The organism is Terriglobus sp. 2YAB30_2, from assembly GCF_052114765.1.
Lineage (GTDB): Bacteria > Acidobacteriota > Terriglobia > Terriglobales > Acidobacteriaceae > Terriglobus.
Genome location: NZ_JBFRFJ010000003.1, coordinates 79,056 through 104,112 on the forward strand (window position 1 = coordinate 79,056; position 25,057 = coordinate 104,112).

Below are 25,057 nucleotides of genomic sequence, written 5' to 3' on the forward strand. Positions count from 1 at the left end.
GTGCAGCGTTCTCAAAGAGAGTGATCCCAACTCTTTATCCTACAAACGGGGTCAGCACTTCGACCGCTCCGCCGACATGGCGACGGAAGCTGTGTAGTTCTTTCGCGTTCTGGTCGAGGAGTCGAACGATAATGGCGTCGTCCTTCGCTTCAAAGTCGGTGAAGCCGAGAACCTTGCTGCCCCAGGGACCACGCTTCTTCGGATCGGTCGTCCAGTCAACGAGCTCCGCTCCGCCGCCTCCCGAAATGACAAACGACGTTGGATGCCCGGCAAACTCCAGGTGTTGCAGGTCGTGGTCGTGGCCGGTGAGATAGAAATCCACCTTAGCGCCACGTAGCAGGTCATCCCAGCGCTTGATCAGCAGATGGTTGTCCTTATGGATGCCATTGCTGAAAAGTGGATGATGTGCGACGACGGCGACGAAGGGCGTGGTGCGCGGCTTGGCGAGTTCCTGCTTGAACCACTCCTCCTGCTCGTCCCGGTGCTCGCGCTTCATCGTGAAGGACCAGGGCCATGGATCACTCTTCGTTCCCGGCAGGTTCGAGTCCAGGCAGATAAAGGTCACGATCGGCTTCGCCTGTGGCCAGGTAAAGGTGTACCAACGCGACGGCATGTACCAGCGGGTCCCCTGGTGGTTCTTAGCGTAGCCGAGCTGCATCTCAACCTTGTTGCCGATCTTGTACTCGTAGTCGTGGTTGCCCAACACGGCATAGGCCGGCCCTGGAAAATGCGACTTCGGATACATCTGCTCAAACTGGCTCTGCCAGCGGGGGGAGTCATCACTGAGCGTGCCGTACCAGTTATCGCCCAGCATAAAGAGGCTCTCCGGGTGAATCTGACGAACGTCGACGTAGCTCTTCATTCCGTTGGCCGTGGCCACCTGCTGTTCGAGATACTTGTCGGTGCCCCAATCTCCGAGCATCAGCATATGGGCGGCATCGCGATCCGGAGCGGGTGACGGAAGCTGTCCAAAGACAGCGCGCGGCTGAATCGCCGCCAAGGCGGAGAAGGCCACCGTCTGCTTCAAAAACGATCGCCGGGATATGGAACCAGTCTTGCTCATCACTTCCTCATCAGACGCAGAAAACCGCGGGCGCGTCACCTATTAAATTGCCGGCTTGGCCCATCTCACCATTGAAAGAGAAAGGCCTTAAGTGCCCATTAAGCCTGAGTGAGAACGGAGGTAGTCCGATGACCTCAGGCAGGGCGTGCTACCCTCACTTCAACCCATGCCATCGCAGACCGCACCGCCAGCCGTCCACGCCGAACTGCCTCGTGTACTTGAAGCATCGCATGCCACGGCGCTGGTGATCGGCATCATCATCGGCTCGGGAATCTTTCTTGTACCGTCGGAGATGATGCGGGCCGTGGGCTCCTCCGCGATGGTCTACGCCGTGTGGATCGTCGGTGGCATCCTTTCCCTCTTCGGAGCGATGACCTACGCGGAGATCTCCGCGACCCGCCCGCGTTACGGCGGCGAGTACGCCTATCTGCGCGAGGCCTACGGTGACCTGACCGGCTTCGTCTTCATGTGGACGCAGGTGACGATTGCAAAGCCCTCGTCGATTGCATCGATTGCGAGCGGCGTGGTACGTGTGCTGGGTAACTTCGCCGCCTTTCATTTCTTCACCCAGCCCGTCTTTCCGCATGTAGTTTGGGGGCAGCTTGCCGCGATTGCCTTCACCTGGCTGATTACCGGTTTGAACATCCTGGGCACGCGCAGAGCCGGAAACACACAGCGGCTGCTGCTCATCATGAAGATCTTTCTGGTGCTCGGCGTCGTCGGGATCTGCCTCTTTGGCGGACACGGCAGTGTTGTCAACTTCCATACTTCGTTCAGCGGCGCGCGCGGCGGCTTCTCCGGATTTATGGTGGCGTTGATCGCAGCGCTGTGGGCGTATGACGGATGGTCCGATGTCACGCACACCGCGGGCGAGATCAAGAACCCGAGCCGGTCGCTGCCCATCGCCCTCATCGCCGGAGTCTCCGTCGTCGGCGTGCTGTACATGCTGACCAACGCGGCAATCCAGTTCGTGCTCCCGGCAATGGCAATTGCCCATGCCGATCGTCCCGCGGTAGCCGCGATACTCACCAGCGCTCCACCGATCGCAGCGACGATCTTCTCTGCCGTGCTGGCCGTGGGCTACGGAAGCACCTTTATCGGATCGTCGCTGACCGGCGCACGTATCCCGTTCGCGGCAGCACGCGACGGGCTGTTCTTCCGCTGGCTGGCATGGGTGCATCCTCGATTCAAAACACCAGCGGCCGCGCTGATTTTGCAGGCAGTGTTGTGCAGCATTCTTCTGCTGCTGATCAATACCTTCCAGGGATTGTTCTCGCTGGCTATCTTTTCGGAGTGGCTGTTCTACGCGGCGGTGACGGCTTCGGTCTTCGTCTTCCGCAAGCGGGAGCCGGACGCTCCACGGCCCTACTCTGTAACCGGCTACCCAGTAGTACCGGCGATCTTTGTGCTGTGCGCGATTGTGCTGCTGGTGTTTTCAATCGTCGATCAGCCACGGAACTCGGGCATCGGCGCGGTGATTATCGCCTGCGGTGTTCCGCTGTATTACCTGCTGAAGCGTTCGGGCGTGTTACGACCCGCCGAAACCTCGGCGCCAGCGAACGAAGCACCGTAGTGTGGAACATCGGATTCAGTTGGTGGGAGCGATCCCCCTAAAAAGCAGATCCCTAAGGGATGACAAATCAAAACAACGGCCCGAACTACGTTCGGACCGTTGTTTTTGAACATTGTCCAGATGTCTAGAGCAATTCCTGCGCCAGCATCTCCTCAACCGTCTCGCGGCGGCGGATCCGCTTCGCTTTACCGTTACGGACCAGCACCTCGGCGACGCGGGAGCGAGTGTTGTAGTTCGAGGCCAGTGACATGCCATACGCTCCCGCATCGAGCAGTGCAACCAGATCTCCTGATTTGACCGGGGGCAGCTCGCGATCACGGGCGAAGAAGTCTCCCGACTCACAGACCGGGCCAACGACGTCGGCAACAATGGTCTTCTTCGAACTCGACTGTTTCACCGGCAGGATCTCGTGATGTGCCTGGTAGAGTGCCGGGCGGATTAGATCATTCATCGCGGCGTCGGTAATCACAAAGGTCTTGGTGCCGTTGACCTTGGTGTAGAGCACGCGTGAAAGCAGTGTTCCCGCCTGAGCGACGAAGAAGCGGCCGGGTTCGAGCAGCAGATGCACATCCAGGCCACCCATAGCCTTCTTCAGTGCATTGGCGTATTCGTGCACCTTAGCCGCGGGGTCGAAGTTGCCGGTACCGTACTCAATACCGAGGCCGCCGCCCGCATCGACATAACGGATACTGAGACCGTCCTTGCGGAGTTGCTTCACCAGGTCCACGACCCGGGCGAGGGCTGAGCCAAAGGGCTCTGTCGAGCGGATCTGCGACCCGATGTGAACAGACACGCCCACGGGATCGAGCCACTGCTTCTTTGCTGCGCGGCGGTAAACCTTGCGGGCGATGCGAATGTCGATACCGAACTTGTGCTCGCGCAGACCGGTGGAGATGTAGGGATGCGTCTCTGCAAAAACATCCGGATTCACGCGCAGAGCGATACGCGCCTTCTTCTTCAGCTTCGCGGCTCGTTCTGCCAGCAGCTCAAGCTCGGCCTCGCTCTCGACGTTGAACATCAGGATGCCGGCCTTGAGAGCAAGATCCATCTCGGCGGCCTGTTTGCCTACACCGGAGAAGACAACGCGCTTGGCGGCATCCTTCGAGACGCGCAGAACGCGCTCCAGCTCTCCGCCGGAGACGATATCGAAGCCCGTGCCGGACTGTGCCAGCAGCTTGAGAATCGCGAGCGACGAGTTCGCCTTCACCGCATAGCAGACCGTGTGCTCGACGCCGGCAAACTCACGGGCGAAGAGATTGCGACGCTCCAGGATCTGGTCGCCGGAATAAACATAGAGCGGCGTCCCAAACTTCTGGGCGAGACCGTCCAGGGCGACGCCGCTGCATGCGAGCGAACGCCCCTGGTAGGTAAAGGGACGGGCTTGATTCGTGGATTGTGTGTTGGTCGACTTCGGGGAGACAGCGTTTACCTTGGCCTTCACTTCGTTCACGGAACTCTCGTCGGCGGCCCTGCGGGCAGCACGTAACTTTCTTCTGGAATCGCTATCCACAGGATGATGTACGCCACAACGCCGGTGCCGAAGAGGACGACGGCGAGCAGCCAGGCCACGCGGACCATGCTGACATCCCAAGCATAGCGCCGGGCGATGCCAAGGCAGACACCGGCGACAACACGGCCGGAGCGCGGTCGTGTGATGCCGTCAAAGTTGACGGACGGGTTCGCGGCCACCGCAACATCACCGAACGAGGCAACAGACGCACCGCAGGCAGAACAAAAGCTGGCCCCGGCGCTTACTTGCTTTCCGCAACGAGAACAGTACATGGTTACACTCCCATGGAAGAATTCCATTGTTTCATACGCTGCATGCTCTCTATTCGTTCCAACAAAGCAGAAGGCCCGACATAGTGCCGGGCCTTCTGCCATGGTGAATCAGGGGAGGACATCTTAGGCCTTAGTAGCGGTAGTAACCGCGATAATACGGACGATAGTACGGACGGTAATAGCCGCCACCGTAGTAGTACGGTCCAGGTCCGCCAACGACCACCGCGCCGTAAGGATAGGCGTACGGATAGGGATACGGGTACGGACGCGGCCCCATTGTCGGAGGCCCGCCGGCGGGTCCAGCTCCGTAGGCCAGCCGGTTGAGCTCCTGCTGGTCGACTGTCGCGACAGTGACCGGCTGCGAGACACGGAAGCGCAGGACGGCCTCGCCGGGTACCCAGACGTTTCCGCTGGGGGATGCGGCTGCCGCTCCCAGGCCAACACCGCCACCGACGCCGGCTCCGATAGCGGCACCGGCTCCGCCACCGGCAACGCCACCGATGATCGCGCCGATAGCGGCGCCGCCAAGGGTGCTGTCCACGCTGGTGACGGCCTTATCGCCGCCGTTGCGCGTCCAGGGCTCGGAGGTGAGAGCAAACTCTTGTCCGCCGAGCGAGACTCCGGTGAGCAGCAACGAGACCGAGCCGCGGCCCTTGAGGGCTCCGGCGTTCGACACATTGGCAACCTGGCCATGGACGGTAGCGCCGCGCGGGATCGCGATCGCCCCATCGGCGATGATGTCCGCGACGACCGTTCCGTCAAAGCTTATGCCCGCCTGCGCGTTGTGGCTGTCGAGCGGCTGGTTGATACGGACCGAGAGAACGGTTCCGGCAGGCACGGTAACCATGCGGCCAGCCTGCTGGCCTCCGCCCTGGTAAGGCTGCTGTTGCTGTGGGTAAGAATAGTTACCCTGCGCCTGCTGTGGCGGAGCACTGGGGTACGGATACGGTCCGTAGACACGGCGCTGGTACGGTGCCCGGGAAGGGGGATATCCCGGCTGTGCCTGCGGATATTGGGGCTGCTGTTGCGCCTGCTGATCCGGCTGAGCTTGCTGATCTGGCTGGGCCGGGGGGGCGGCTTGAGGGGCATACTGAGGGTCCATGGACTGAGCCGTTGGGTTCTGGGCCTGCTGGTCAGCAGTAACGGGGGGATACTGCTGCGGCTGGGCTTGACCTGGCTCGTTCCGCGCTTCGGCAATGGCCGCCGCGCCGGCATCTTCTGCGCTCGGAGCTGCGGCAGGGTTGGCCGGAGCCGCTCCGAGGGCGAGTTCATCCACAACCTTGGTGACGCCGTTGGTCTGTGCCGCGGCCTGTTCGGCGGCGTGACGGGCATTGTCGTCGGTCACCGTGCCCGTGAGCGTAACCGTCCCGAAGGCAACCGATGCCTGGATGTCCTGATTCTGCAGCGAGGCGTCGGCGGCAAGCCGTTTGAGCACGTCTGCCTGGATCTGCGCGTCAGGGACAGTGCTCTTCTTCGCCTGGGCAGATGCGCTCGCAACCAGAGCAGCGGCGAGGACTGCGTGAGTAAAAGTCTTCCAATACATATGCTTCCCTATCCCCCGTCAGTGCCCAAGAATCACCGACACTGACCCTGCTTGTTCAGACGCAAATTCCGGGGGAAAGTTCTGGTACCTGGCGAGTGCATGGGCCGAAATCCTATCGTTTCGGCCATTGCCTACTGTTTCTGGGAGGCATCTTTGTAGTCGGCTGTCAGTTTGTAGGTCCCGTCCTCACCACGACGCAGGAAATACTCCTGACGCCACGAATGAGAGGCCAGTGAGGCTTCGCCGACAAACATAATTTCAGCGGACTCCGCGCCCTTGCGTGGCAGGCGTATCGATACGACTCTCCGGCACTGGACCGGAAGTGCTTCATCCAGGCTGCCATCGAGAAAATACGCAGGCCCCTGTGCAGGTACAACGTAGATACCGCAGGTATGCCGCGATACCCCGGCGTTCGGGTTGGGCACATCAAAGTCGACCGCAGCGATGGTCAGTTCTTCTGTGTCGTGCGGCCCAACAAGTTTGAATATCTGTTTGGGGTCGATGTTCCTGTGGTTGGCGCCCGCCGGCATAAGGGCCGGATCAAGCCTCTTCTCAAGGGCCGCACGTTCCGCCTCCGATGGGGGCACCAGATGGCGTCGTGACTCCGCGTGACCCACCGCACCGCATAGAAAAGCCAGAGCCAGAACCGTGATTACCTTATCCGCCCGCATGCCCACAAACCTTATTCAAAAGCTTCTCATTCGAAACTGGAGTCAAAACTCCCGTTCGATGGACATAGATGCTTCCTATCTCAAAGAAGATGTTGGAGACATAGCAGGTTAATGCCGTTCTGCGATAACTCCAAAAACAGGGGACGAGTTGACCTGATGGCCCTCAGATGGCATCATATGAATGCGGGGTGGAGCAGCCCGGTAGCTCGTTGGGCTCATAACCCAAAGGTCGCAGGTTCAAATCCTGCCCCCGCAACCAATCGACAATCACGCGAACGTTGAAGCAGTAACATCATTTACGTTTGCAAGAGCCTCCGGTCCACGCACCGGAGGCTCTTGTCATTTCTGCTTACAATTTCGGAAAGCTATCCGTTAGCTTACTCACCGCTCCAGACGCGGGAAAGGCGTAAACGACATCATTGATGTCATTTACGCCACATCAAGAAACTCTCCGAAAGCTCTACTTCACCAGTACTACTTGCCCCGCATGAAACGCTACGTGGTTGGTGCGGCTGAGAAAAACGGCAAGCCGGTTCCGTGTTGGTTCTTTGGCGAAGTCTTCGTCGGTGACTGCGCTGTGCTTCTTCAACCAGTCGTCAGCCGAAAACTTCTCGACCGCGGAGATCAACGCAGTGTTCACCTGTCCCCACGCCTTTTTCAGGTCCGCCGCAGGGAGCGGATCGGCAAGCGAACGATCGGGGTTGGTGATGTAGACCTCATCGAGCGCCGGGTAAAGTCTCTCCCCAACGCCAAGGAGCGGCAGCATGCGGTCATGAACGGCCGTGAGATGGCCGAGCAGATAAAAAAGACGGTTTCTGTCCGGGGCAACCTGCTTCTGAAGCTGTTCGTCGTCAAGTGGCGCAAAGCGTTGGTCCACACGGCTGACCGCCTGTTTCCACGAAGCTACGACAACCTTTATAAAGAGCTCGTCCATCGTTCCTCATCCTTTTTGCGGAGTTATCCATTGGATGTCTTCGCCGTCGTGGCGATGCGAAACGATGCGACTTAGTTCTTCTCGTGATTCCCCGAGGTGAGCTTCTTCAGGATGAACTCCTGGGCGAGAGCGTTGAGCATGCGCCCTCCTGCGGCCGTCAGCGCTGTGTTGAAGACAAGACTGGGACCGCGATTGGATTCCGGATAGTAGAGGTTTGAAAGCGCACCCGAGGCGAGGTCGCCTCCGATAGACGAGTAGTTGAACTGCCACTTCCCGTTATCGCCCTTGCAGATAAATGGACTGGAGAGCGCATGCAGTGCGCGAGACTTCCTTGTGCCTGTCCCCTGGTAGAAGTAGCGCGGATCCTGATGGAGGAGCGACGGCAGAACAGCGCCGCCAATAAGGATGTCGCTCACGCCGTCGGCATAAATGGCGCCATATCGTTGACCGTATCCCTCGGCGCCCTGGCGAAAATCAGGGCGGTCCGCAGCCTGATAGATGCCCGAGATAAACCCAACTCCGGCAAAGGTAACAACGTCGGTAGAAGCCTTCAGAGCCAGGCGGAATTTCAGCGCACTCGTCATCGGAACCGCATTGTGGTCATAGACCACGTAGAAGTTCGGGATCACACCCAGTACGCGCTGCTTCTCTTCTTCCTTGACCTGCTCCTTCGCCAGCTCTTCCGGAAAGATCGCAGTCACCTCGGTATCGAGCGTCGCGATCGCAAGCTTGATCTCCGGCAGTTCCATATACTGCCCCGGCGTCAGCGTCACAGAATTCGATGTCCAGGAAGCAAATCCATTGACCGACACGTTGAACGTCACCGCAGTCCCCGAGGGCACACGCGGTAGCAAAAAGACACCGTCCCCTCCTGAAACCGCAGAAACGCCATCAACCGTCGATCCGTTGCGAACAACGGTAATCTTCGCTCCCGGAATGGCTGCGCCGTCGGTATCCATAACCACACCGGCAATGGAGCCGGGCTGGGGCGCCGGGCCTTCTGGAACGGCAATCATTTGCTGTGCGCGTGCGATTACCGCAGCGAAACAGAAGAACAAGACGAGCAATTGTCGCGAACAGGGCATATAAGTCTTCCCAATAGATGAGGGGAAAGGTCTGAAAGACGCGGACTTTTGTGCAGTTTTATGCGGTTTTACGGGCTGTTCGGCTGCACATAGCCCGCAAAATAATTTGCATCCGATATCCCATGGCGTGAGCGACAAGACCAGAAACGCAGATCAAGGTTGCGGTCACCCGATGTAATTGCATGCCAAAACAAAGGTTTCGCCTCATAATTGGGAGTTGAATAAGATCCATCGCCCGAGAAGAAAAGAATGCGGCCTACCACTCCCGACGGAAATGAAATGCTCATCGATGAGCGCCGTCATCACATCCTCAGCAAGATGCAGCAAGAGGGACGGGTCCTGGTCTCGGAGCTTTCTGACACTCTGGGCATCTCGCGAATTACGATCCGCAAAGATCTGGACTACCTGGAATCCAAGGGCATGGTGCGCCGCACCCACGGCGGCGCCATTCCTCCGCAGGGAAGCATCCTGCAGGATCTCTCTTTCCGCGAGAAAGAAAAAAAGCAGTTCAAGGAAAAGCAGCGGATCGCCAAAGCGGCTGCCGCGCTTGTGGAAGAAGGCACGTGTGTCCTTCTGGACTCGGGCACCACAACCAGCGCCATTGCGCAGGAGCTGAAGCGGTTCTCGCACTTAACGGTGATCACCAACGCGGTCAACATCGCCGCCGAACTCTCCGGGACGGACTTCGAGGTCATCATCACCGGGGGCACACTGCGGAAGAACTCCTTCTCTCTGGTAGGCCCGCAGGCAGAAGATATGTTCCGCGAGGTTCACGCTGACATTCTTTTCCTCGGCGTCGACGGCTTCGACACGACCATCGGCGTCATGACACCCAATATGCTTGAGTCGCGTGTGAACCGCGCCATGGTCAAATGCGCCACGCGTGTGGTCGCGGTCTGCGACTCCACCAAGTTCGGCCACCGCAGCCTGGCGCTGATCGTTCCTCCGACAGCGATCCATGCCGTGATTACGGACGATCAGATCCGTGACGAAGATGTGGAAGCACTGAAAGCATCAGGCATTGAAGTGATCATCGCCTAGGCGAAAGCATTTTCCCTGTTGCTGGGTATCCCGGAAGCGGTGTGCAGCGGCGTTTTCATTGCGGAAAACGCCCATAGATACCGAATCCCTACACTACACCTACAGGGAAAATACTCGAATCGCCTATTGCGGAAACAGCTTGAGGGCGTTGTCGCGATAGACCTTCTTGAGCACATCGTCCGGCAGGTAGAGCCCGTAGATGTTCCACCGTCCCTGCCGCGACGCATGCGAGGGATACTCGAAGTACTCGTCATCGGTTTCCAGGAAGCGATAGTACAGCCGGTACATCTCGATCTCCGGAAGCAGATCGGTGCCGAACAGAATGCGATCGGCATACTTCAGGAAAAACCTGCGAGCGGTGTAGGGCTGCCGGCCCAGCTCCGGCGTGCGGGCGCTGATGTCGATCATCAGGTTCGGCAGCGCCTCCATCTGCTCTGCGAGATAGGCCAGATCCTCGCCTGACTCAGCACAGTGGGCTCCCACAAAGGTCATCGAAGGGTGACGCGCAATCACACGGTTCCGCTGTTCGAGCAACTCCCGCTTGCTGAACAGTGAATTGCTGAAACCCCAGTCAGGATGAGCGGCGAGCTCTTCATAACGCTCGTTCTTCGCGTCAATGGGATCGAAGAACGCACTCGGGTCAGCGGTGTGGAACATGACCGGCAGGCGAAGCTTTCCGCACTCCTCGAAGATGGGAATCAGACGCTCATCGTCGATCCGCAGCAGCTTGCCTTCGCGGTCACGCACGGAAAGGCCAAGGTCCTTCCAGAACTTGATACCGATCGCTCCGTGCTCCACCAGGCGATGAAGACGAGCGATGGTCACCTGGGCAAAGTCGTCGCGTTCGACACCGTGCCAATCCATCCACCCTATGCTTGCAAAGCGATCCGGAGCTGCCTGATGAAACTTGTCGAGCATAGCGATCGCACGATCGCCCACCTGCATGGTGATGTTGACGATGCGTTCGACGCCGCAGGCATCCATGATGCGCAATACCTCGGCAGGCTCCATGGAGTCGAGATGGTTGTGATAATCGATGACTGGAAACTTCGGCTTCAACGGCGTCCGCACGGGCGTGACCAAGGACGACCGCGGCTGAAACTCGCCCAGTGGAAGATCGACACGCGCCACCGCACTCACTATATCGACGAACTTGTCGCTACCTGCCATGCTTCCTCCGATTTCTCACGCTCCGTGATATGCCGCTTTTCAGGCTCCGTGATATGCCGCTTTTCAGGCTCCGGGAATATGCTGCGCCAGAAATGCCTTCCGAAACTCCGCATCGCGAAAGGCCTCAGTTCCGCCGGGACGCTGCGTTGAAAGCGCTGCCGCGACATTGCCCATGGCCGCACAGATCGGCAACGGTTCCACTGCGAGAAAGCCTTTCAGAAAACCTGCATTGAAGCTGTCCCCCGCACCGATCGTATCCACCGCTGCCACGGGAATCGCGGGAACGTGCCAGAGACGATCTCCCTGCCGCACCACCGCACCTGATCGTCCCTGCTTGACGGCAACCACAGGCACGCGCCTCGCGAGACGGCTGATCGCCTCGTCCAGATCATCGCAACGGGTCATGCGGCGAGCCTCATCATCGTTTGGCAATAGAAGATCGATGGAATCGAGCATGCGGTCCAGAATGCTGCCCCATTGATCATCCGGGTCGTCGTTGGTGTCGAGAGAGACCGTACATCCTTCAGCGCGCAGCTCGCGGCAAAGCTCAGGCAGTTCGGCATGTAAACCGCGCTGCAAAAACAGAGAGGAGATGTGCAGGTGCTTCGCCTGGCGAAGATACTCCCGATCAATCTCTGCAATCGTAAGCTCCGCCATCATTCCGGGGTACGTGAGGATGCGACGTCTCGAGCCATGATGCAGCAGAATCGTCACCCCGGTCTGCGACTGCGCTTGCACCACATCGCGCGGCAGGTCGACACCGGCTTCGTGCAACCGCTCCAGTGCGATGGCGCCCAGAGGGTCGCCTCCCACCTTGGTGATAAAGCCCACCCGGCAGCCCAGCGTGGCGAGGTTATGCGCCAGGATGGAGGACGAGCCACCGAGTGTCATGCGGAAGTCTTTTGCCAGCACCTCCCGCTCGAAGGGCAACTCCTCCTCGAGACCGTACAGAATCAGGTCGAGGTTGGTTTCACCGAGAACGACAAGGTCGAGCGCAGGCATCTTCAAATCGTCACGACACGGCTGAGATTGCGCGGGTTATCGGGGTCGAGGCCTTTTTCCAGACCGCGGTAGCTACCCAGCAATTGTCCCCACACCACATACACAATAATGCGTGCCAACTCGGGCACTGGCAGGTCAAGTTCGATGACCAGATCGGCAAACTGCCGCAGCTCAGGCGTGGCCATGTTTGCAATCGCCAGCGTGCGGCTGCCAAGCTCCTTCATCTCACGAAGCACGGCGACCTCGGCGTCGAAGGCTGACTCAGAGAGCAGCGCGCCGACAACCGTATCGGGTCCGACGATGGACTTCGGTCCGTGGCGGAATTCGAGCGTGTGGAAGAACTGAGCATAGCTTGACGAGGACTCCATCACCTTCAACGCGGTCTCCTGTGCGATGGCGTACAGCGCCCCCTGCCCCAGGAAAGCAAAGTCATCGACCGGAGCCTTGGCGAAGGCCTCCACCTGCGGTCCATAGACTTCCAGAAGGCGCTCAAGATGATCGGGCAGCGCACGCAGAGCAAAGAGAAAAGCTTCGTCCCCTGCCAGGACCGCTGCCAGATATTGCAGGCCAAGCACCATGGAGGTGAACGATGCCGTCATCACCGTGCTCTCTTCCACGACCGGAAACTTCAGCACGCGCGGTGTCATCTGTTCCAGCTCGCGACCGTCGCAGGTTACAGCAAGAAAATCGACAGCTTTGCTCTGTAACAGAGCAGCAACCTGCAATACTTCAGAGGTATGACCCGAGCGTGAGATCAGAATGGGGAAGTAACGGGAGGCATCCTGCGGCAACGCCAGCGCTGGAAAAAGCAGAATCTCAGAGGCCGGCATCGCCCGGGCCGGAGCGCGAAGCAGCGAGGTCACACTCGCGGCAGCCGCCTGGGCGAGATAGAAACTGGTTCCACAGCCGACAAAGACCCATTCCTTCTTCTCAGGCTCACATCCCTGCACCAACACACGCAGATCGGCGGAACCCAGTGCTTGCAGGCAGTCACGCCACACTTTTGGCTGGCCATAGATTTCAGTAAGTGTTTGAATCTTGAACTGCATGCAAAGGAACTCCTTCAGAACAACGGGGCAGGGCCCAAGATACGGCAAACTGGCCAGATACTCCAACGATGCTAGCATCAAAAGAAACATTAAGTAATAAAGCGAAACACGCGACCAGCCATCCGGATATTCCGGAGGGCAGCGCGACCAGACAACATTCTTTGTTCAATTACGTCAGCTACGTCAGCCGGAGAGTCTATGGGCCGTTCTAATTCCACGACAGCTTTTTACACCTATCTTTTGTTGTCTGTTGCCGGCCTGGGCGGACTTTTATATGGCATCGACGTTGGCATCATCTCGGGCGCCTTGTTGTATCTGGAAAAGACAGTAGATCTAACCGTTAGCCAGACTTCCATCCTGGTGGCGGCAGTCCTTGGTGGAAGCACGTTGTCCTCTTTGATCGCCGGCTTCATGGCCGACTGGTTCGGCCGTAAAAAGATGATCATCGTCAGCGGTGTGCTCTTTGTTCTGAGCATCGTGCTCATTGTTTTATCGCAGGGCTTCGTGTCGCTGCTCTTCGGCCGCATTCTGCAGGGCCTCAGCGGCGGCATTATCGGCGTCGTCATCCCGCTGCACCTCGCCGAGAGCCTTCCCCCTTCCACACGCGGACGTGGTTCAGCCATCTTTCAGTTCCTGCTGACGCTCGGGATTGTCGTCGCCGCCGGTATTGGCGTGTACTACAGCCGTGGGGCCGAACAGCTTATCGCCACAGCCAACGGCAACGCCTCCATGATTCACACGGCACAGGATCATGCCTGGCGCGGCATGTTCCTCTCCGTCATCTATCCCGGTTCCCTCTATCTGCTGAGCACCTTCTTTGTCAGCGAGTCACCGCGCTGGCTGCACCGCCGCGGCCGCCGCGAAGAGGCGCGGATCGCGTTGGAAAAGATCGTCTCGCCCGCAGAAGCGGAGCGCGAGTTGCTCGAGATGGACTCAGTGGTAGCGCCGCAGTCCGGGTCGTCGTCCAAGCCCGCCTTCGCCGGGTCTCTGCTGCAGCGGAGGTACATCGTTCCTTTTGTACTTGCCTGCGTCATCCTTGGCTGCAATCAGGGAACAGGCATCAACTCCGTGCTTGGATATCTTTCGGTCATTCTGAAGCAGGCGGGGATGTCAGCCGTTGAAGCCACGCGCGGCGATTTCGCGGTAAAGCTGCTCAACTGCTTGATGACCGTGGTTGCCGTAGCGCTGGTCGATAGGAAGGGCCGCAAGTTCCTGCTGATGCTCGGAACCGGCTCCATCGTAGTCGCGCTGGGTATCGGCGGGGTACTGTTCCGGACCTCAGAGGCGAAACGCATTGAAGTCGCCGACCAGGTGCGCACGCTCGTACAGGGCAATCATCTCAGCGTCACTCCTGAGTTCGTCCGCAATCAAGGCGGAGACAGCAGTCTGACGGTGCTCTACAACTACGGCGACGGCGAGAAGATCGCCACCCTGAGCGCAAACGACAAGGAAGCGCTGCAGGTCGCGCCCGAAAAGGCTAAGCCCGATGCACCGCTGAAGATCACTCGCGCCTTCGTCGCTCCCCTGCCCTCGCGCCAGACCGCGTGGCTCATCGCACTCAGTCTCGCGTTCTTTATCGCAGGCTATGCCGTCGGACCGGGAGTCGTCGTTTGGCTGGCTCTCTCCGAACTGATGCCGACCCGCATCCGCTCCGTTGGTATGGGCATTGCGCTGCTCATCAATCAGGGCGTCTCCACTACGATTGCCGGTGTCTTCCTGCCTGTAGTCTCCTCACACGGCTATGCGGCCATGTTCTTCTTCTGGGCCGCGTGCAGCCTGGTCTACTTCCTGACTGCCACCTTCTTTCTTCCCGAAACCAAGGGAAGAACACTCGAAGAGATCGAGGCTATCTTCGCCGGAGAGAAGCATGCCGAGATGCCGGAGACAGCCAGATAACCCACACCCGCGTCTCAGAACGCAAAAGGGCCGGCAAGATGCCGGCCCTTTTTTATTGTTCCGGCGCGGCAAACAGTTGTGACCCGCGTCACAGATCGAAGTGCCGGAAGTCGATACAGTACCTCCATCGATGGTCGAAAAGGGATTGCGGGTGCAACACCTCAGCGACCCCGAAATAGACCGAGTGAACCGCCAGCCGGGGTAACCCGGAGGACGACCAGACCCGAAAAAATCGACCGCGTCCCCGAGATGCTGTCGAGGCCTGGAACTATGAGAATAGTGTTCACCCAAGGGCTGCGATGGCAGTGATCCACCTTGACTGACTCGGTGAACACAAGCCAACCAAACGGATGACTGCCTTCCGTCGCAGCCCTTTTCTCTCGTGGCGGGGCTTTCACGCGTTACAGCAGATCAAACTCATCACGCATCTTCACAAGCAATCTAGTGATAGCAGCGCTATGCTATCGAAGCGCTGTCCTGTGCTGTCGCGATCACAGGCTACCTGGAAGGGACGGAGCCGCATGCTTGAAACCAGCACACAAAACGCGCCGGAGCTGGAGCTCTCGCTCAAGGGCACGCTGCTGCTGCTGGTACAGTTCGACGTCTGCGATGAGATTCAGATCGATCAGCTAGCCCAGGTCCTTGGTATCCCAACAGTTTCGCAGTCCGGTCCGCGCCCATCCGCACCCATTTATGGGAGATACGAAAGACCTCCCCTCGTCGAACCATTCGAGGATGTGCTGTTCCCAGGGGAAGGAAAGCTCAGCGGTGAGGTCAAGTACTACGACTACGGCGTGCTCAGTGTCCTGATCCACCTGCCGTTCAGTGGTGACTGGCCCTCACTCATCAGGCAGACGGCTCACTGGATGTGGGAGGTAGACCTCGCTGCCCATGCCGAGCGCATTGTGCACGAGAAGATCGCTCGAGCCACACCTTGCATGATCAAGGCATACAAACGTTACCTGAGTGAGGAGTACGTCATCTTTCATACCCGGAACCTCTCCGGAGTCCGTAACGCTGCGCAGATGCTCTCACAGCATGGCTCTCGTATCGCCCAGGTCGTGCGCGGCGATAGCGGTGAGCTTTCCGAGGGTGAGGTCACGGAGGTGTTGCGATCGCAGATCTCCTACTATGCCACCGACCTGGCCGTAGTTGGCTGGAATGCCGCATTCCTGTACGACACTACCGCAGACGCGAAGGACGCAGTTCAACTGCTGGAGTATGCCAACTCCCAGCTACTGGAGCTTCGCTACTACGATGAGTTGCTCACACAGGAGCTGGCGGGTGTCTACAAGCAGCTCGAGAGAAAGACTGGAACGCTCGCCCGATGGAGACTGGCTGGTTCCGCCACACGGCTGCAGACAACTCTGCTGGAGGTCTCCGAGCTGACCGAACGCGTCGATAACGCGATCAAATTCCTAAGTGATATGTTCGCCGCGCGCCTGTATCGACTGGCTGCCACGCGGGTTGGCGTGGCAGATTACCGGAATATCGTCACCGCGAAGGTGCATGTCGCGGAAGATCTCTACCGGTACATGGTCGATCAATTCAATCAGAGCCGCGCCTTCCTGCTCGAGCTGACCGTTGTCATCATCCTGGTCGTAGAGCTGATCTTCCTCTTCCGTGGAAAAGGCTTCTGATTCGATTGTCCTTGCGGGCAGACGCGTGCTCCCACACGCGCCTACCCTTGAAAATAACTACACTCGTGCCTGTCCCTGAAGTTCGCGACATAAATCATGAAGAGCTTTGCCATCCGAAGCGCTAAAAAAGCAGGTCCTTCACTGCGCTCAGGATGACAACATTTATAAGAACTTCTGAGACACCACGCTAGTGGGTAGCAAGTTTGTGCTGGCGCAGCCAGTCGGCCAGCTCTGCTGGACGATTTGTCTGGATACCCGCCGCCCCCAGATCGAGTGCCTTCTGCCAGACGTCAGGCGTATCCGCATCGCCCAGCCGATCTACGAAGATGCTGGCATGTGCGGCCTTCGCGCAATCGATCACAGGGTCTTTGAAGTCGTTAGCGTCGAAAGCAATCACCTGCGGTTGCAAGCCGCGAACAAGGAACTTGCAGATATCCGGTGTAATAGCCTCCGGCATGACCTTCAGTGAAGGACGAATCTTACGCACGTCATACAGAAAAAATGGATTGCCGTAGATCACGACGTGGTCCTGCATATCGTGTTTCACGATCGTATCCACCAGTTGCTGCGGGTCGGCATACTTTGTATCGACGTAGATGTTGATCTTTCCGTGGGCAAGGTCAAGGGCTTCTTCGAACGTTGGAACCTTGGTTCCCGCAAAAGCAGGTGAGAATTTCGAGCCTGCATCCAGTGCGCGGATCTCATCGAAGGTGTGCTTGTGCACCTCGCCCGTTCCATTTGTCGTACGGTCAAGGGTACTGTCGTGCATCAGCACCAGCTTGCCGTCCGAGGTGGTGCGGACATCCAGCTCAAAATAGTCCGCACCCACGTCAATAGCAGACTGAAATGCGGCCAGCGTATTTTCGGGATGATGCAGGTGTTCTCCGCGATGAGCGATCACCCGAATCTTGCCGTCACTCTCCAACGGCTGCCATGCTGTTTGAGCCACGGCCATTCCACTGAGGGAGATACAGCAGAGAAGAAGCTTTCCTAATGATGTATGCATCGTTCTTACACAATCCTTTTTCATAACTGATGTTTGTCTTCCTCAGAAGCGCAGGCGGCCGACGATCAGTAGCGAACGCGGATCCTGTGCTCCCGTTACCTGACCGAAGTTCGCATTACTGATGTTGGTGCCAAGTCCAGAGAACTGCGGATGATTGAAGGCGTTATGCGCATCCACGCGAAGTGCGAAGACCACACGCTCCCGTATAGGGATCTCTCGCATCAAGCTCAGGTCCCACACATTCTGGCCCGGACCATAGAGTGCCGCCCGTGGCGAGTTGCCCAGCGTATTCGCTGGAGTGATGGCAAAGGCAGACGTATTGAACCACTTCTGAACCGTGCGCGAACCTCGCGAAATGTTCGGATCGCCAGCCTTGGTGACATACTGGGCTCCCGAGAAGATACCTAACTGATTTGCCTGCGTGATGAAGTACGGATAGCCCTTCTGAAACTGAGCCACCGTGCTTACCTTCCAGTGACCGATCACCTGTGACAGCACAGGAACACTCTGCAGGTACTTCCCTCCTGCGCCAACCGGAAACGCATAGACCGCCGACAGCGAGAAGCGCTGAGGAATATTGTTCATTGCCGTTCCCCACTGCGCCCGCAGGTCATAGTAATTCTGTACGCCCACGGCATTCGCACGCGAAGGTCCGTCCACGTCATCCAGCGAACGCGCCCAGGTGTAGGCGGCGCGCACCGAGACACCATTGTTCCAGCGATGGCTCAGCGTCGCATACATGGCGGCATAGGAGGTGGCGCCTCCGTTCTTCAACGCCGTTACCGTCAGGAACTGCGGGTAGGGACGCAAGCTCTGCGCCGTGCTCAAGCCAAAGCAGCAGCTTGCAGACGGCTGAATCTGGTTGATGGGCACGCTGATCGGCAGATGCACGCCGTGATTGCCGGCATAGTCGACCTCCGCAATCCACTCATGACCCAAGTCATGCTCGACGCCGAACTGCCACTCCTGCAGATAGGGCAGTACAGCAGTCTGAGGCAGTTGTGTCGGGCTGAAGGAAGGCTTGGTCAAGCTGGTTGGAATCAACGGATTTCCATCCGCATCTGCGTTCGGGCTATACGGAGGAACACCCTGGCTCAACTGGAAAGGCGCGGTAACGCCCGGGTTAGAGCTCTGGAAGCTGACCGCGACCGTCGAGGCCGAGGTGAGTCCTGCCGTTCCGAAGCCGATGCTGGGCAGTTGATAGATACCGTATCCACCACGAACCACCGTCTTGCGGAAGAGCCGGTAGTTGAAGCCTGCACGCGGCAGAATGCCTGTATAGATATTCGGGTTCAGGCTGTGCGGAGCACCGTTATACCCCGCAAACTGGATACCACCCAACTTATTGGTCGTGGGATCGGTGATGTTCGGGTTGAACGTGTACATGTTGTTGTGCTTCTCAGAGAACGGCCCGTCAAACTCATAGCGAAGGCCGAGGTTGATGGTCAGCTTCTCTGAGAGACGGTAGTCGTCCTGGATATAGCCGGCGAAGTAGTTGAGATTCTCGTGGAAGATCGTGTTGGTGGTGCTGATGCTTGCGCTTGCCGGCAGGCCGAGTTCGAGATCCGTAATCCCCAGACCGGACTGGCCATTCGCTGTACTGAAGGCTCCCGTAAACCCGTAGCTTCCAGACAAGACTCCCGGGGTGTAGTAGCTATAGGCGTAGCGCATGAGCTCTCCGCCCATCGAAAGCGTGTGCCGGCCCAACTGCAGCGCTACGGCATCGTTCACAATGATGTGACCGTCCCTCGTCTTGGCATAAGAACCTGCGCCGAAGCTGGCGAACTGCGTCGTGGAGATGCTGGGAAACTGCGTTAGCGGGACACCTTTCAGACCGATCTCAGCAGGAGCCGGCTGCGGGCGGCTGAAATTCTCTTCCGAGACGTAGCCGATACGAGCCTCATTCGAAATACGAGGAGAGAAGATATGGCTCCAGGACATCTCATAATGATCGTCAACCCAACCGTTTATTGCGGACGTGTTCGCCGCATTCGGAATGAACTGAACCGGCTGGTTGGTTGGCCCGTCACGCGAGAACTTTGCCCAGATGTGGTCATAGTCCGAAGCGTTGAAGTCGACACGGTCCGCATTGTAGAGATAGCTGCTGTGAGCTACAGGATTGACGCAGTAGTTATTGGTCACAGCGCCGACGGTATAGCTGCAGTTGGGCTGGGGGAAGAAGGAGAGGATGCTCATGCCCACGGGATCAAGCCGATTGGTGGGAATGATATTGCCTTTGAATGCGGTCCTGCTGATCTTGCCGTTGGCAACGACCGTCGTGTTCGGATCGTAGACAGTAGGCGTAGCGCCGCCCAACGCGGAAGGTCCGGAGAAATCACCATTGCGCTCGGCCACTGTGGGCACGTTGGTGTTCAACGTGCTCGCTGAGTTATTCAGCGTATTCTCCCAATCCGTAAAGAAGTACAGCCGATGCTTGCGTCCGTCAAAGATCCGCGGAAGCCATACCGGTCCGCCCAGCGAGCCGCCGAAGTAGTTGAATGACTGCGCCGGAATCACCGCGTTTGGAGCCGTGAAGTATCCGCGCGCATTCAGCGCCTGCGAGCTGTAGGACTCGAAGGCCGAACCATGAAACTTATCCGTTCCGGACTTCGTGGTCGTAAGAATCGCGCCGCCGCCAGTCTGGCCATACTGGGCTGAGAACGGCGACGTCAGTACCTGCAGCTCTTCTGTTGAGTCGGGCGTAGGAATCAGACCATAGGTGCCATCGACGCCCATGTTGCTGGGCAGGCCATCGATGATGATGGGATTCGAGACCGGCCTGCCACCACCCAGCGAAAGATTATTCACATTGGAGTAGTCCTGGCTGGTACTGGAGGCGCCCGCGAAGGTCTTTGTGATCAGAAACTCATTCGCGCCCTTGCTTCCCGTCGTCTCCGGCAGATCGACCAGTTCCTGTCCGCTGAGCTCGCCGCCGATCTGCGCGTTCACGGTGTTCAGCGTGTTGGAATCACCGGTGACCGTGACGACTTCAGAGGTGGCTCCGGGCTTGAGCAGCGTGTCGACGACAAGTTCCTGGTTCAACACCAGGTTTTGCGCGTTCGTTACGTACTGGGCAAAGCCGCTCCTCTCAAAGCGGACCGTATAGCTGCCCGGCTTCAAGAAGGAGACACGATACGCTCCGGACTTGTTCGTTACCGTCCTGTAATCCGTTGCCGTGCTGTTCTCATGCACGGTAACGGCGACGTCGGGAATCACGGCTCCGTCCGCATCCTTAACAAGGCCGCTGATCGAGGCATAGAAGGTTTGCGCAAAGACAGGTCCACTCAACAACAGCGTGCAACACAGCGCCACTGCGGCGAAGAGCAGCCCTGATCTCCTGCCGTCTCCTCTGGAGCGGCGCCGGGATACCCAGCAACAGGGAAAATGCTCTAGTACATGGGAGAAAAAGATGGTGCGGTTCATAAAGTCTCCAAAACTTTCGGTGTTCGTCATCGCAGGCGAAACGTGGAGAAGGCCCGCTGCTCTCGAAGAGGCGGGAAGATTCAGGCTCGATGATGTGAACAGTAACGACCGGATGTTAATAGGTGACAAAACGATCCCAAATTATGTGAATTATTTTCACAACACAAAACACATCCTAATCGATGGCACACCTGTTCCTCTTTGCATTCCATTCCCACAGATCACGCTATAATCGTGCGGACGCCCATAGGATTGCCAGACCGGAATGAGTGAAACTGCTGAACATTCAAGACTTGATTCGATCGTGCAGTTGTTAAAAATGAACACATCAGCGTCCATCGCTGAGATCGCCGAGAGTGTTCACGTCTCGCAGATGACCGTACGCCGCGATCTGCAAAAGCTGGTCGAAGCCGGACAGGTCATCCGCATTCCAGGTGGAGCCCGCATCGAGCACTGGCGCGGAGCCGAGCGCAGCTTCTTCGAGCGCCTGGAGAAGATGTCGCACGCCAAGCGCAGCATCGGTGCGGCCGCCGCAGCCCTGGTGAGCGACGGAGAATCCGTGGTGCTGGATTCCGGCACCACCACGCTTCACGTCGCGCGTGAGCTGCGCGCCCGCCGGAATGTCGTGGTGTTCACCTTTTCCCTGGCGGCACTGGAAGAACTCACCTCTGCCGAGGGCATTCGGGTTGAACTCACCGGCGGGGTGTACCGTCCCAGCAGCCATGACCTCATCGGACACGCGGTCGCGAAAAGCCTGACCTCGATCTTTGCCGACACCGTGATCTTCGGCGCCGCGGCCGTCTCATTCAGCCGGGGCGTTATGGTCCACGATCCCGATGCGCAGCATGAGCTGCTGCAGGCCGGCAAACGCAAAGTCCTAGTCGTCGACAGCAGCAAAATTGGAACGGAGGCGACCTATCGCCTCTGTGGTATCGAGGACTGCGATCTGATTCTTACGGACAAGGGAATCTCGCCGGAGGACCTGGCACGCCTGGGACAGATGACGAAGGTTCAAGTCGCAACGCCCTAATATTAACGTTCCTTGTACAGCGGTTCGGTAGCCTGTGGCAGAATGCCATCGCCACGAACCAGCGAACTGGAATCACACGGTGTTGAGGAACATGTCGCGGCAGCGCTTGCGACAACGCGCGACTTCTTCACGCCCGAAACCCCAGTCCTGCTTGCGCGCGCCCCTGGACGGCTGGATGTGATGGGCGGGAACGTCGACTATACCGGTGGCGGGGTCCTGCAGGGCCTGTTGCGGGAGGCAGTATGGGCGGCCTGCCAGTCTCGCCCTGACGAGACCGTGCATGTGCTCAATCCCGGCGCCGCTCGCTATGGCTGGAAGACAGAATTCGACCTCAGCCTGAGCGAATTATCCGATGCGAATGCCATACAGGCGATGTGCAACGCAGAGGAAGGCAGCTTCTGGGGACGTTATGTCCTGGGAGCGGTCTACTTCCTCAAGAGTCAGTCCGAAGGAGCTGAGACACTGGACGCACCAGGCGGCCTCAACCTCTTCCTCCATTCCGACCTTCCTCCCAACAAGGGAGTCAGTTCCTCGGCTGCGCTGACCATCGCCGCCCTCAAAGCCATCTCTGCCGCCTGGGGCATTCCACTGAGTGCCGTGGCCCTGGCAACCGCGGGGCAATGGGTTGAGAACGTTGTCGCCGGAGCCGCGTGCGGCATCATGGATCAGGCCGCGATTGTGCTGGGCAGAGACAGCCATCTCCTTCCCATACTCTGCCAACCCTGCCATCCCTCCCCTGCCATCGCTCTGCCCGACGGTCTTCGGATATGGGGCATCGACTCGATAGCGCCTCGCTCCACCACTGGCGCGGCCTACGAAGCTGCGCGTGCCGCGGCGTTCATGGGATACCGCATGATCTGCAAGAAGGAGGGACTTGCGGTCAGCCCCGATGCAAGCTCAGGCATTCCACGCTGGGTTGATGCGCGCTGGAATGGCTATCTTTCCAACCTGCCTCACCCGGTGTTTCGTACGTACTATGAGCATTGGCTTCCCAAGTCGCTTACAGGCCATGAGTTCCTTGAGCGTTACGAAGAACACATCGATCCCTTCACGGCGATTGAGCCATCGCGGGAGTATCCAGTGCGTGCGGCCGTCCGCTACGCCGTCGAAGAAAATTTCCGGGTGCGGATGGCGAGTTCGCTATTCGAAGCCACCGCATGGGATGTATCGGAAAACAATCTCCAGTTGATCGGCAAGATCCTCTGCCAGTCGCACCATGCCTATAGCGAGTGCGGACTCGGATCGCAGGCGTGCGACGACCTGGTAAACCGCGCGCTGAAGGCAGGTTTTCCAGGGGCAAAGATGACCGGTGGAGGCGCCGGAGGCGTCGTCGCCATTCTTGGCCGCGCGGAGGACCGTAAAAAAATCCTCAGACTCGCGGAAGAGTACGCTCTCGACCGCGGCGCAACCCCGCACATCTTTGAAGGCAGTTCCGACGGGACCGACGCCTTCGGTCTACGTACGCTGCAGTTCAAAGCCGGCAAGGGATGGGTGTGTTGCTAGAGCATTTCTCCCGTTGCTGGGTATCCCGAAAGTGGAGTGCAACGGCGTTTTCATTGCGGAAAACGCCCAAAACTATGGAATCCCTACACTACACCTACAGGAGAAATGCTCCAGCACGCGCTTTCGGCCGAGGCCAATTTCTCGGCGCCATTCTGATGTTGCTGACCGCCAATCTCCTGTGGGCCGGCCAGGGAGTCGCGGTGAAGCTGCTCTCCGGCACTCTTGGCCCTTTGGCGATCGCGCTTTTCCCGCTCTACTGCATCACTCTTCTCGGGCTGGGAGTGCTTGCCATCCATGGCAACCTCACGGAACGATTTCGCGCTGCCTGGAGACACCGCCGCGAGTTCTTTCTTGCCGGAATCTGCGGACAGCTTATGGCTCAGGTAGGGATGACGCTGGGCGTCAGCTGGTCAACCGCCTCCAATGGCGCCATCCTGAGCCTGCTGATTCCTATCTTTGGCGCCATCATTGCTGTCTGGTTGCTGCGGGAACGGCTTTCCCTGCTTCGGGTAAGCGCACTGCTGATGGGATTTGCCGGAGTCATCCTGCTGTCACCGATTCATCGGGCCACCAGTCCCGGCACCCGCATCCACGAGATCGCCGGCAACTGGCTTATCGCCATCGGCTGCTTCGGCTCCGCGTTTTACAACGTGTATTCCAAGCGTCTTCTCGAATATTTCAACGGACTTGAGACCCTGTTCTTCAGTTACCTGTCCACGATGGTCTTCAGCCTGCCCGTGCTCTTTCTGCTGGAGCCCAACTGGGTGCGTAACCTGTCTCATCTGACCATGACGCAGTGGAGCGCATTCGGCTATCTCGCCATCTTCCTCTACGGCGTTTCGATGGTGCTCTTCCTCCGCGCTCTCGAATCGGTGGACACCATCCTCGCATCGGCTTCGCTCTACCTGATGCCGATCTTCGGTGTGGCTCTGGCCTTCGGCATTTTGAGAGAGCGCATCGCTCCGCACGCCCTGCTCGGCTCTGGAATCGTGCTCTTTGCGACCCTCCTTCTCTTCCGCTACGACTACGCAATCTAGAGCATTCCGCCGGGGGCTCAATTGTTAATAATTAACATCCTTCCGCCCAAGCGACGGAAAGACGACTATGCTCTTATTTTGTGAGGGCTAACCGGCCATACCCCGAAATCGAAAACCTCCTTTCTCCGCAGCAGGAAGGCACGAAGAGTGTTAATTATTTTCGGAGGGAGAAGGGGCGATTTGTCATCTCCACCGATCCCAGCTCGCTGGATCCCGAGGCCGTCTACGGATTTCTCTCCGAAGCCAAATGGTGGGGGGCTGATCTCACACCGGAGTCACTGCATCGCGCGCTGCGTCATTCGATCTGCTTTTCACTGCTGGAAGAAGGACGTCAGATCGGAATTGCGCGCATCATCACCGACTATGTGACCTACGCCTATCTCTGCGACGTGTTTATCGTCGAAGAGCGCCGCCGGCAGGGCCTTGGGACGTGGTTGATCCGTTCTGTCCTTGAGCACCCAGATCTGAAATCGCTGAAGAGGGTCTCGCTCATCACCCACGACGCCCAGAGCTTCTATCTCGGCCTCGACTTCCACTTCGCGGCTCATCCTGACTGGTATATGGAACGGTATCTGGACAAGGTCTATCAGCCGTTCAATCTTTGAAACT

General features: G+C 58.4%; 20 protein-coding genes and 1 tRNA gene. 9 read left to right on the forward strand and 12 right to left on the reverse strand.

The window, feature by feature from the left end; genetic code table 11:
- Positions 1–34 precede the first annotated feature (34 nt).
- Positions 35–1,063: a metallophosphoesterase gene (locus tag AB4Y89_RS05725; RefSeq protein WP_442299949.1), complete on the reverse strand. Its 1,029-nt coding sequence runs from the start codon at positions 1,061–1,063 to the stop codon at positions 35–37.
- 166 nt (positions 1,064–1,229) lie between these two features.
- Here AB4Y89_RS05725 and AB4Y89_RS05730 point away from each other — a divergent pair, with 166 nt between their 5' ends.
- The gene (locus AB4Y89_RS05730) at positions 1,230–2,636 is read left to right on the forward strand and encodes an APC family permease (RefSeq protein ID WP_442299950.1); all 1,407 of its coding nucleotides are present in this window, start codon (positions 1,230–1,232) and stop codon (positions 2,634–2,636) included.
- Positions 2,637–2,760: 124 nt separating this feature from the next.
- Here AB4Y89_RS05730 and lysA read toward each other — a convergent pair whose 3' ends face one another.
- The 4 genes from lysA to AB4Y89_RS05750 form a co-directional block, all read right to left on the reverse strand.
- Positions 2,761–4,077: a diaminopimelate decarboxylase gene (gene lysA, locus AB4Y89_RS05735; RefSeq protein ID WP_442300318.1), complete on the reverse strand. Its 1,317-nt coding sequence runs from the start codon at positions 4,075–4,077 to the stop codon at positions 2,761–2,763.
- 5 nt (positions 4,078–4,082) lie between these two features.
- On the reverse strand, positions 4,083–4,418 hold the full coding sequence (locus AB4Y89_RS05740) for a PspC domain-containing protein (RefSeq protein ID WP_442299951.1): 336 nt from the start codon (positions 4,416–4,418) through the stop codon (positions 4,083–4,085).
- Between the two features lie 130 nt (positions 4,419–4,548).
- Positions 4,549–5,961, reverse strand: a complete 1,413-nt coding sequence (locus AB4Y89_RS05745) for a BON domain-containing protein (protein WP_442299952.1) — start codon at positions 5,959–5,961, stop codon at positions 4,549–4,551.
- Between the two features lie 131 nt (positions 5,962–6,092).
- The gene (locus AB4Y89_RS05750) at positions 6,093–6,632 is read right to left on the reverse strand and encodes a hypothetical protein (RefSeq protein WP_442299953.1); all 540 of its coding nucleotides are present in this window, start codon (positions 6,630–6,632) and stop codon (positions 6,093–6,095) included.
- 182 nt (positions 6,633–6,814) lie between these two features.
- On the opposite strand from AB4Y89_RS05750, the gene AB4Y89_RS05755 reads away from it, so the two are divergent.
- Positions 6,815–6,891, forward strand: a tRNA-Met gene (locus AB4Y89_RS05755).
- Between the two features lie 201 nt (positions 6,892–7,092).
- Here the strand turns inward: AB4Y89_RS05755 and AB4Y89_RS05760 are convergent.
- Both AB4Y89_RS05760 and AB4Y89_RS05765 read right to left on the reverse strand, forming a co-directional pair.
- Positions 7,093–7,566 (reverse strand): DinB family protein, encoded by a 474-nt coding sequence (locus AB4Y89_RS05760; RefSeq protein ID WP_442299954.1) that lies wholly within the window; start codon positions 7,564–7,566, stop codon positions 7,093–7,095.
- Positions 7,567–7,637: 71 nt separating this feature from the next.
- Positions 7,638–8,582 (reverse strand): carboxypeptidase-like regulatory domain-containing protein, encoded by a 945-nt coding sequence (locus AB4Y89_RS05765; RefSeq protein WP_442299955.1) that lies wholly within the window; start codon positions 8,580–8,582, stop codon positions 7,638–7,640.
- A gap of 318 nt (positions 8,583–8,900) precedes the next feature.
- Between AB4Y89_RS05765 and agaR the strand changes: the two genes are divergently transcribed.
- A complete protein-coding gene (gene agaR / locus AB4Y89_RS05770) occupies positions 8,901–9,692 on the forward strand; it encodes a transcriptional repressor AgaR (protein WP_442299956.1) in 792 nt (263 codons plus the stop codon).
- A gap of 123 nt (positions 9,693–9,815) precedes the next feature.
- Here the strand turns inward: agaR and AB4Y89_RS05775 are convergent, their stop codons facing one another.
- The 3 genes from AB4Y89_RS05775 to AB4Y89_RS05785 form a co-directional block, all read right to left on the reverse strand.
- Positions 9,816–10,862, reverse strand: a complete 1,047-nt coding sequence (locus tag AB4Y89_RS05775) for an amidohydrolase family protein (RefSeq protein WP_442299957.1) — start codon at positions 10,860–10,862, stop codon at positions 9,816–9,818.
- A gap of 63 nt (positions 10,863–10,925) precedes the next feature.
- On the reverse strand, positions 10,926–11,864 hold the full coding sequence (locus tag AB4Y89_RS05780) for a carbohydrate kinase family protein (RefSeq protein WP_442299958.1): 939 nt from the start codon (positions 11,862–11,864) through the stop codon (positions 10,926–10,928).
- 2 nt (positions 11,865–11,866) lie between these two features.
- Positions 11,867–12,913 (reverse strand): SIS domain-containing protein, encoded by a 1,047-nt coding sequence (locus AB4Y89_RS05785; RefSeq protein WP_442299959.1) that lies wholly within the window; start codon positions 12,911–12,913, stop codon positions 11,867–11,869.
- A 198-nt stretch (positions 12,914–13,111) separates the two neighbouring features.
- On the opposite strand from AB4Y89_RS05785, the gene AB4Y89_RS05790 reads away from it, so the two are divergent.
- Positions 13,112–14,809, forward strand: a complete 1,698-nt coding sequence (locus AB4Y89_RS05790) for an MFS transporter (protein ID WP_442299960.1) — start codon at positions 13,112–13,114, stop codon at positions 14,807–14,809.
- 521 nt (positions 14,810–15,330) lie between these two features.
- Positions 15,331–16,449 (forward strand): hypothetical protein, encoded by a 1,119-nt coding sequence (locus AB4Y89_RS05795; protein ID WP_442299961.1) that lies wholly within the window; start codon positions 15,331–15,333, stop codon positions 16,447–16,449.
- Positions 16,450–16,636: 187 nt separating this feature from the next.
- Here AB4Y89_RS05795 and AB4Y89_RS05800 read toward each other — a convergent pair whose 3' ends face one another.
- Positions 16,637–17,404, reverse strand: coding sequence for a glycerophosphodiester phosphodiesterase (locus AB4Y89_RS05800; RefSeq protein WP_442300319.1), 768 nt, complete (start codon positions 17,402–17,404; stop codon positions 16,637–16,639).
- Between the two features lie 93 nt (positions 17,405–17,497).
- Positions 17,498–20,878 (reverse strand): carboxypeptidase regulatory-like domain-containing protein, encoded by a 3,381-nt coding sequence (locus AB4Y89_RS05805; protein WP_442299962.1) that lies wholly within the window; start codon positions 20,876–20,878, stop codon positions 17,498–17,500.
- Between the two features lie 265 nt (positions 20,879–21,143).
- On the opposite strand from AB4Y89_RS05805, the gene AB4Y89_RS05810 reads away from it, so the two are divergent.
- The 4 genes from AB4Y89_RS05810 (at position 21,144) to AB4Y89_RS05825 (ending at position 25,053) form a co-directional block, all read left to right on the forward strand.
- Positions 21,144–21,908: a DeoR/GlpR family DNA-binding transcription regulator gene (locus AB4Y89_RS05810; protein WP_442299963.1), complete on the forward strand. Its 765-nt coding sequence runs from the start codon at positions 21,144–21,146 to the stop codon at positions 21,906–21,908.
- Between the two features lie 42 nt (positions 21,909–21,950).
- Positions 21,951–23,411 (forward strand): GHMP family kinase ATP-binding protein, encoded by a 1,461-nt coding sequence (locus tag AB4Y89_RS05815; RefSeq protein ID WP_442299964.1) that lies wholly within the window; start codon positions 21,951–21,953, stop codon positions 23,409–23,411.
- A 74-nt stretch (positions 23,412–23,485) separates the two neighbouring features.
- Positions 23,486–24,448 carry a DMT family transporter gene (locus AB4Y89_RS05820; protein ID WP_442299965.1) on the forward strand — a complete coding sequence of 321 codons (963 nt, stop codon included), beginning with the start codon at positions 23,486–23,488 and terminating at the stop codon, positions 24,446–24,448.
- Between the two features lie 80 nt (positions 24,449–24,528).
- The gene (locus AB4Y89_RS05825) at positions 24,529–25,053 is read left to right on the forward strand and encodes a GNAT family N-acetyltransferase (RefSeq protein WP_442299966.1); all 525 of its coding nucleotides are present in this window, start codon (positions 24,529–24,531) and stop codon (positions 25,051–25,053) included.
- Positions 25,054–25,057: the final 4 nt, after the last annotated feature.

Excerpts from the sequence above, each read along its gene's own strand:
- AB4Y89_RS05725 (WP_442299949.1), bottom strand. The coding sequence starts at position 1,063 with ATGAGCAAGACTGGTTCCATATCCCGGCGATCGTTTTTGAAGCAGACG.
- AB4Y89_RS05730 (WP_442299950.1), top strand. The coding sequence starts at position 1,230 with ATGCCATCGCAGACCGCACCGCCAGCCGTCCACGCCGAACTGCCTCGT.
- AB4Y89_RS05740 (WP_442299951.1), bottom strand. The coding sequence starts at position 4,418 with ATGTACTGTTCTCGTTGCGGAAAGCAAGTAAGCGCCGGGGCCAGCTTT.
- AB4Y89_RS05745 (WP_442299952.1), bottom strand. The coding sequence starts at position 5,961 with ATGTATTGGAAGACTTTTACTCACGCAGTCCTCGCCGCTGCTCTGGTT.
- AB4Y89_RS05750 (WP_442299953.1), bottom strand. The coding sequence starts at position 6,632 with ATGCGGGCGGATAAGGTAATCACGGTTCTGGCTCTGGCTTTTCTATGC.
- AB4Y89_RS05760 (WP_442299954.1), bottom strand. The coding sequence starts at position 7,566 with ATGGACGAGCTCTTTATAAAGGTTGTCGTAGCTTCGTGGAAACAGGCG.
- AB4Y89_RS05765 (WP_442299955.1), bottom strand. The coding sequence starts at position 8,582 with ATGATTGCCGTTCCAGAAGGCCCGGCGCCCCAGCCCGGCTCCATTGCC.
- agaR (WP_442299956.1), top strand. The coding sequence starts at position 8,901 with ATGCGGCCTACCACTCCCGACGGAAATGAAATGCTCATCGATGAGCGC.
- AB4Y89_RS05775 (WP_442299957.1), bottom strand. The coding sequence starts at position 10,862 with ATGGCAGGTAGCGACAAGTTCGTCGATATAGTGAGTGCGGTGGCGCGT.
- AB4Y89_RS05780 (WP_442299958.1), bottom strand. The coding sequence starts at position 11,864 with ATGCCTGCGCTCGACCTTGTCGTTCTCGGTGAAACCAACCTCGACCTG.
- AB4Y89_RS05785 (WP_442299959.1), bottom strand. The coding sequence starts at position 12,913 with ATGCAGTTCAAGATTCAAACACTTACTGAAATCTATGGCCAGCCAAAA.
- AB4Y89_RS05790 (WP_442299960.1), top strand. The coding sequence starts at position 13,112 with ATGGGCCGTTCTAATTCCACGACAGCTTTTTACACCTATCTTTTGTTG.
- AB4Y89_RS05795 (WP_442299961.1), top strand. The coding sequence starts at position 15,331 with ATGCTTGAAACCAGCACACAAAACGCGCCGGAGCTGGAGCTCTCGCTC.
- AB4Y89_RS05800 (WP_442300319.1), bottom strand. The coding sequence starts at position 17,404 with ATGGCCGTGGCTCAAACAGCATGGCAGCCGTTGGAGAGTGACGGCAAG.
- AB4Y89_RS05805 (WP_442299962.1), bottom strand. The coding sequence starts at position 20,878 with ATGAACCGCACCATCTTTTTCTCCCATGTACTAGAGCATTTTCCCTGT.
- AB4Y89_RS05810 (WP_442299963.1), top strand. The coding sequence starts at position 21,144 with ATGAGTGAAACTGCTGAACATTCAAGACTTGATTCGATCGTGCAGTTG.
- AB4Y89_RS05815 (WP_442299964.1), top strand. The coding sequence starts at position 21,951 with ATGCCATCGCCACGAACCAGCGAACTGGAATCACACGGTGTTGAGGAA.
- AB4Y89_RS05820 (WP_442299965.1), top strand. The coding sequence starts at position 23,486 with ATGGAATCCCTACACTACACCTACAGGAGAAATGCTCCAGCACGCGCT.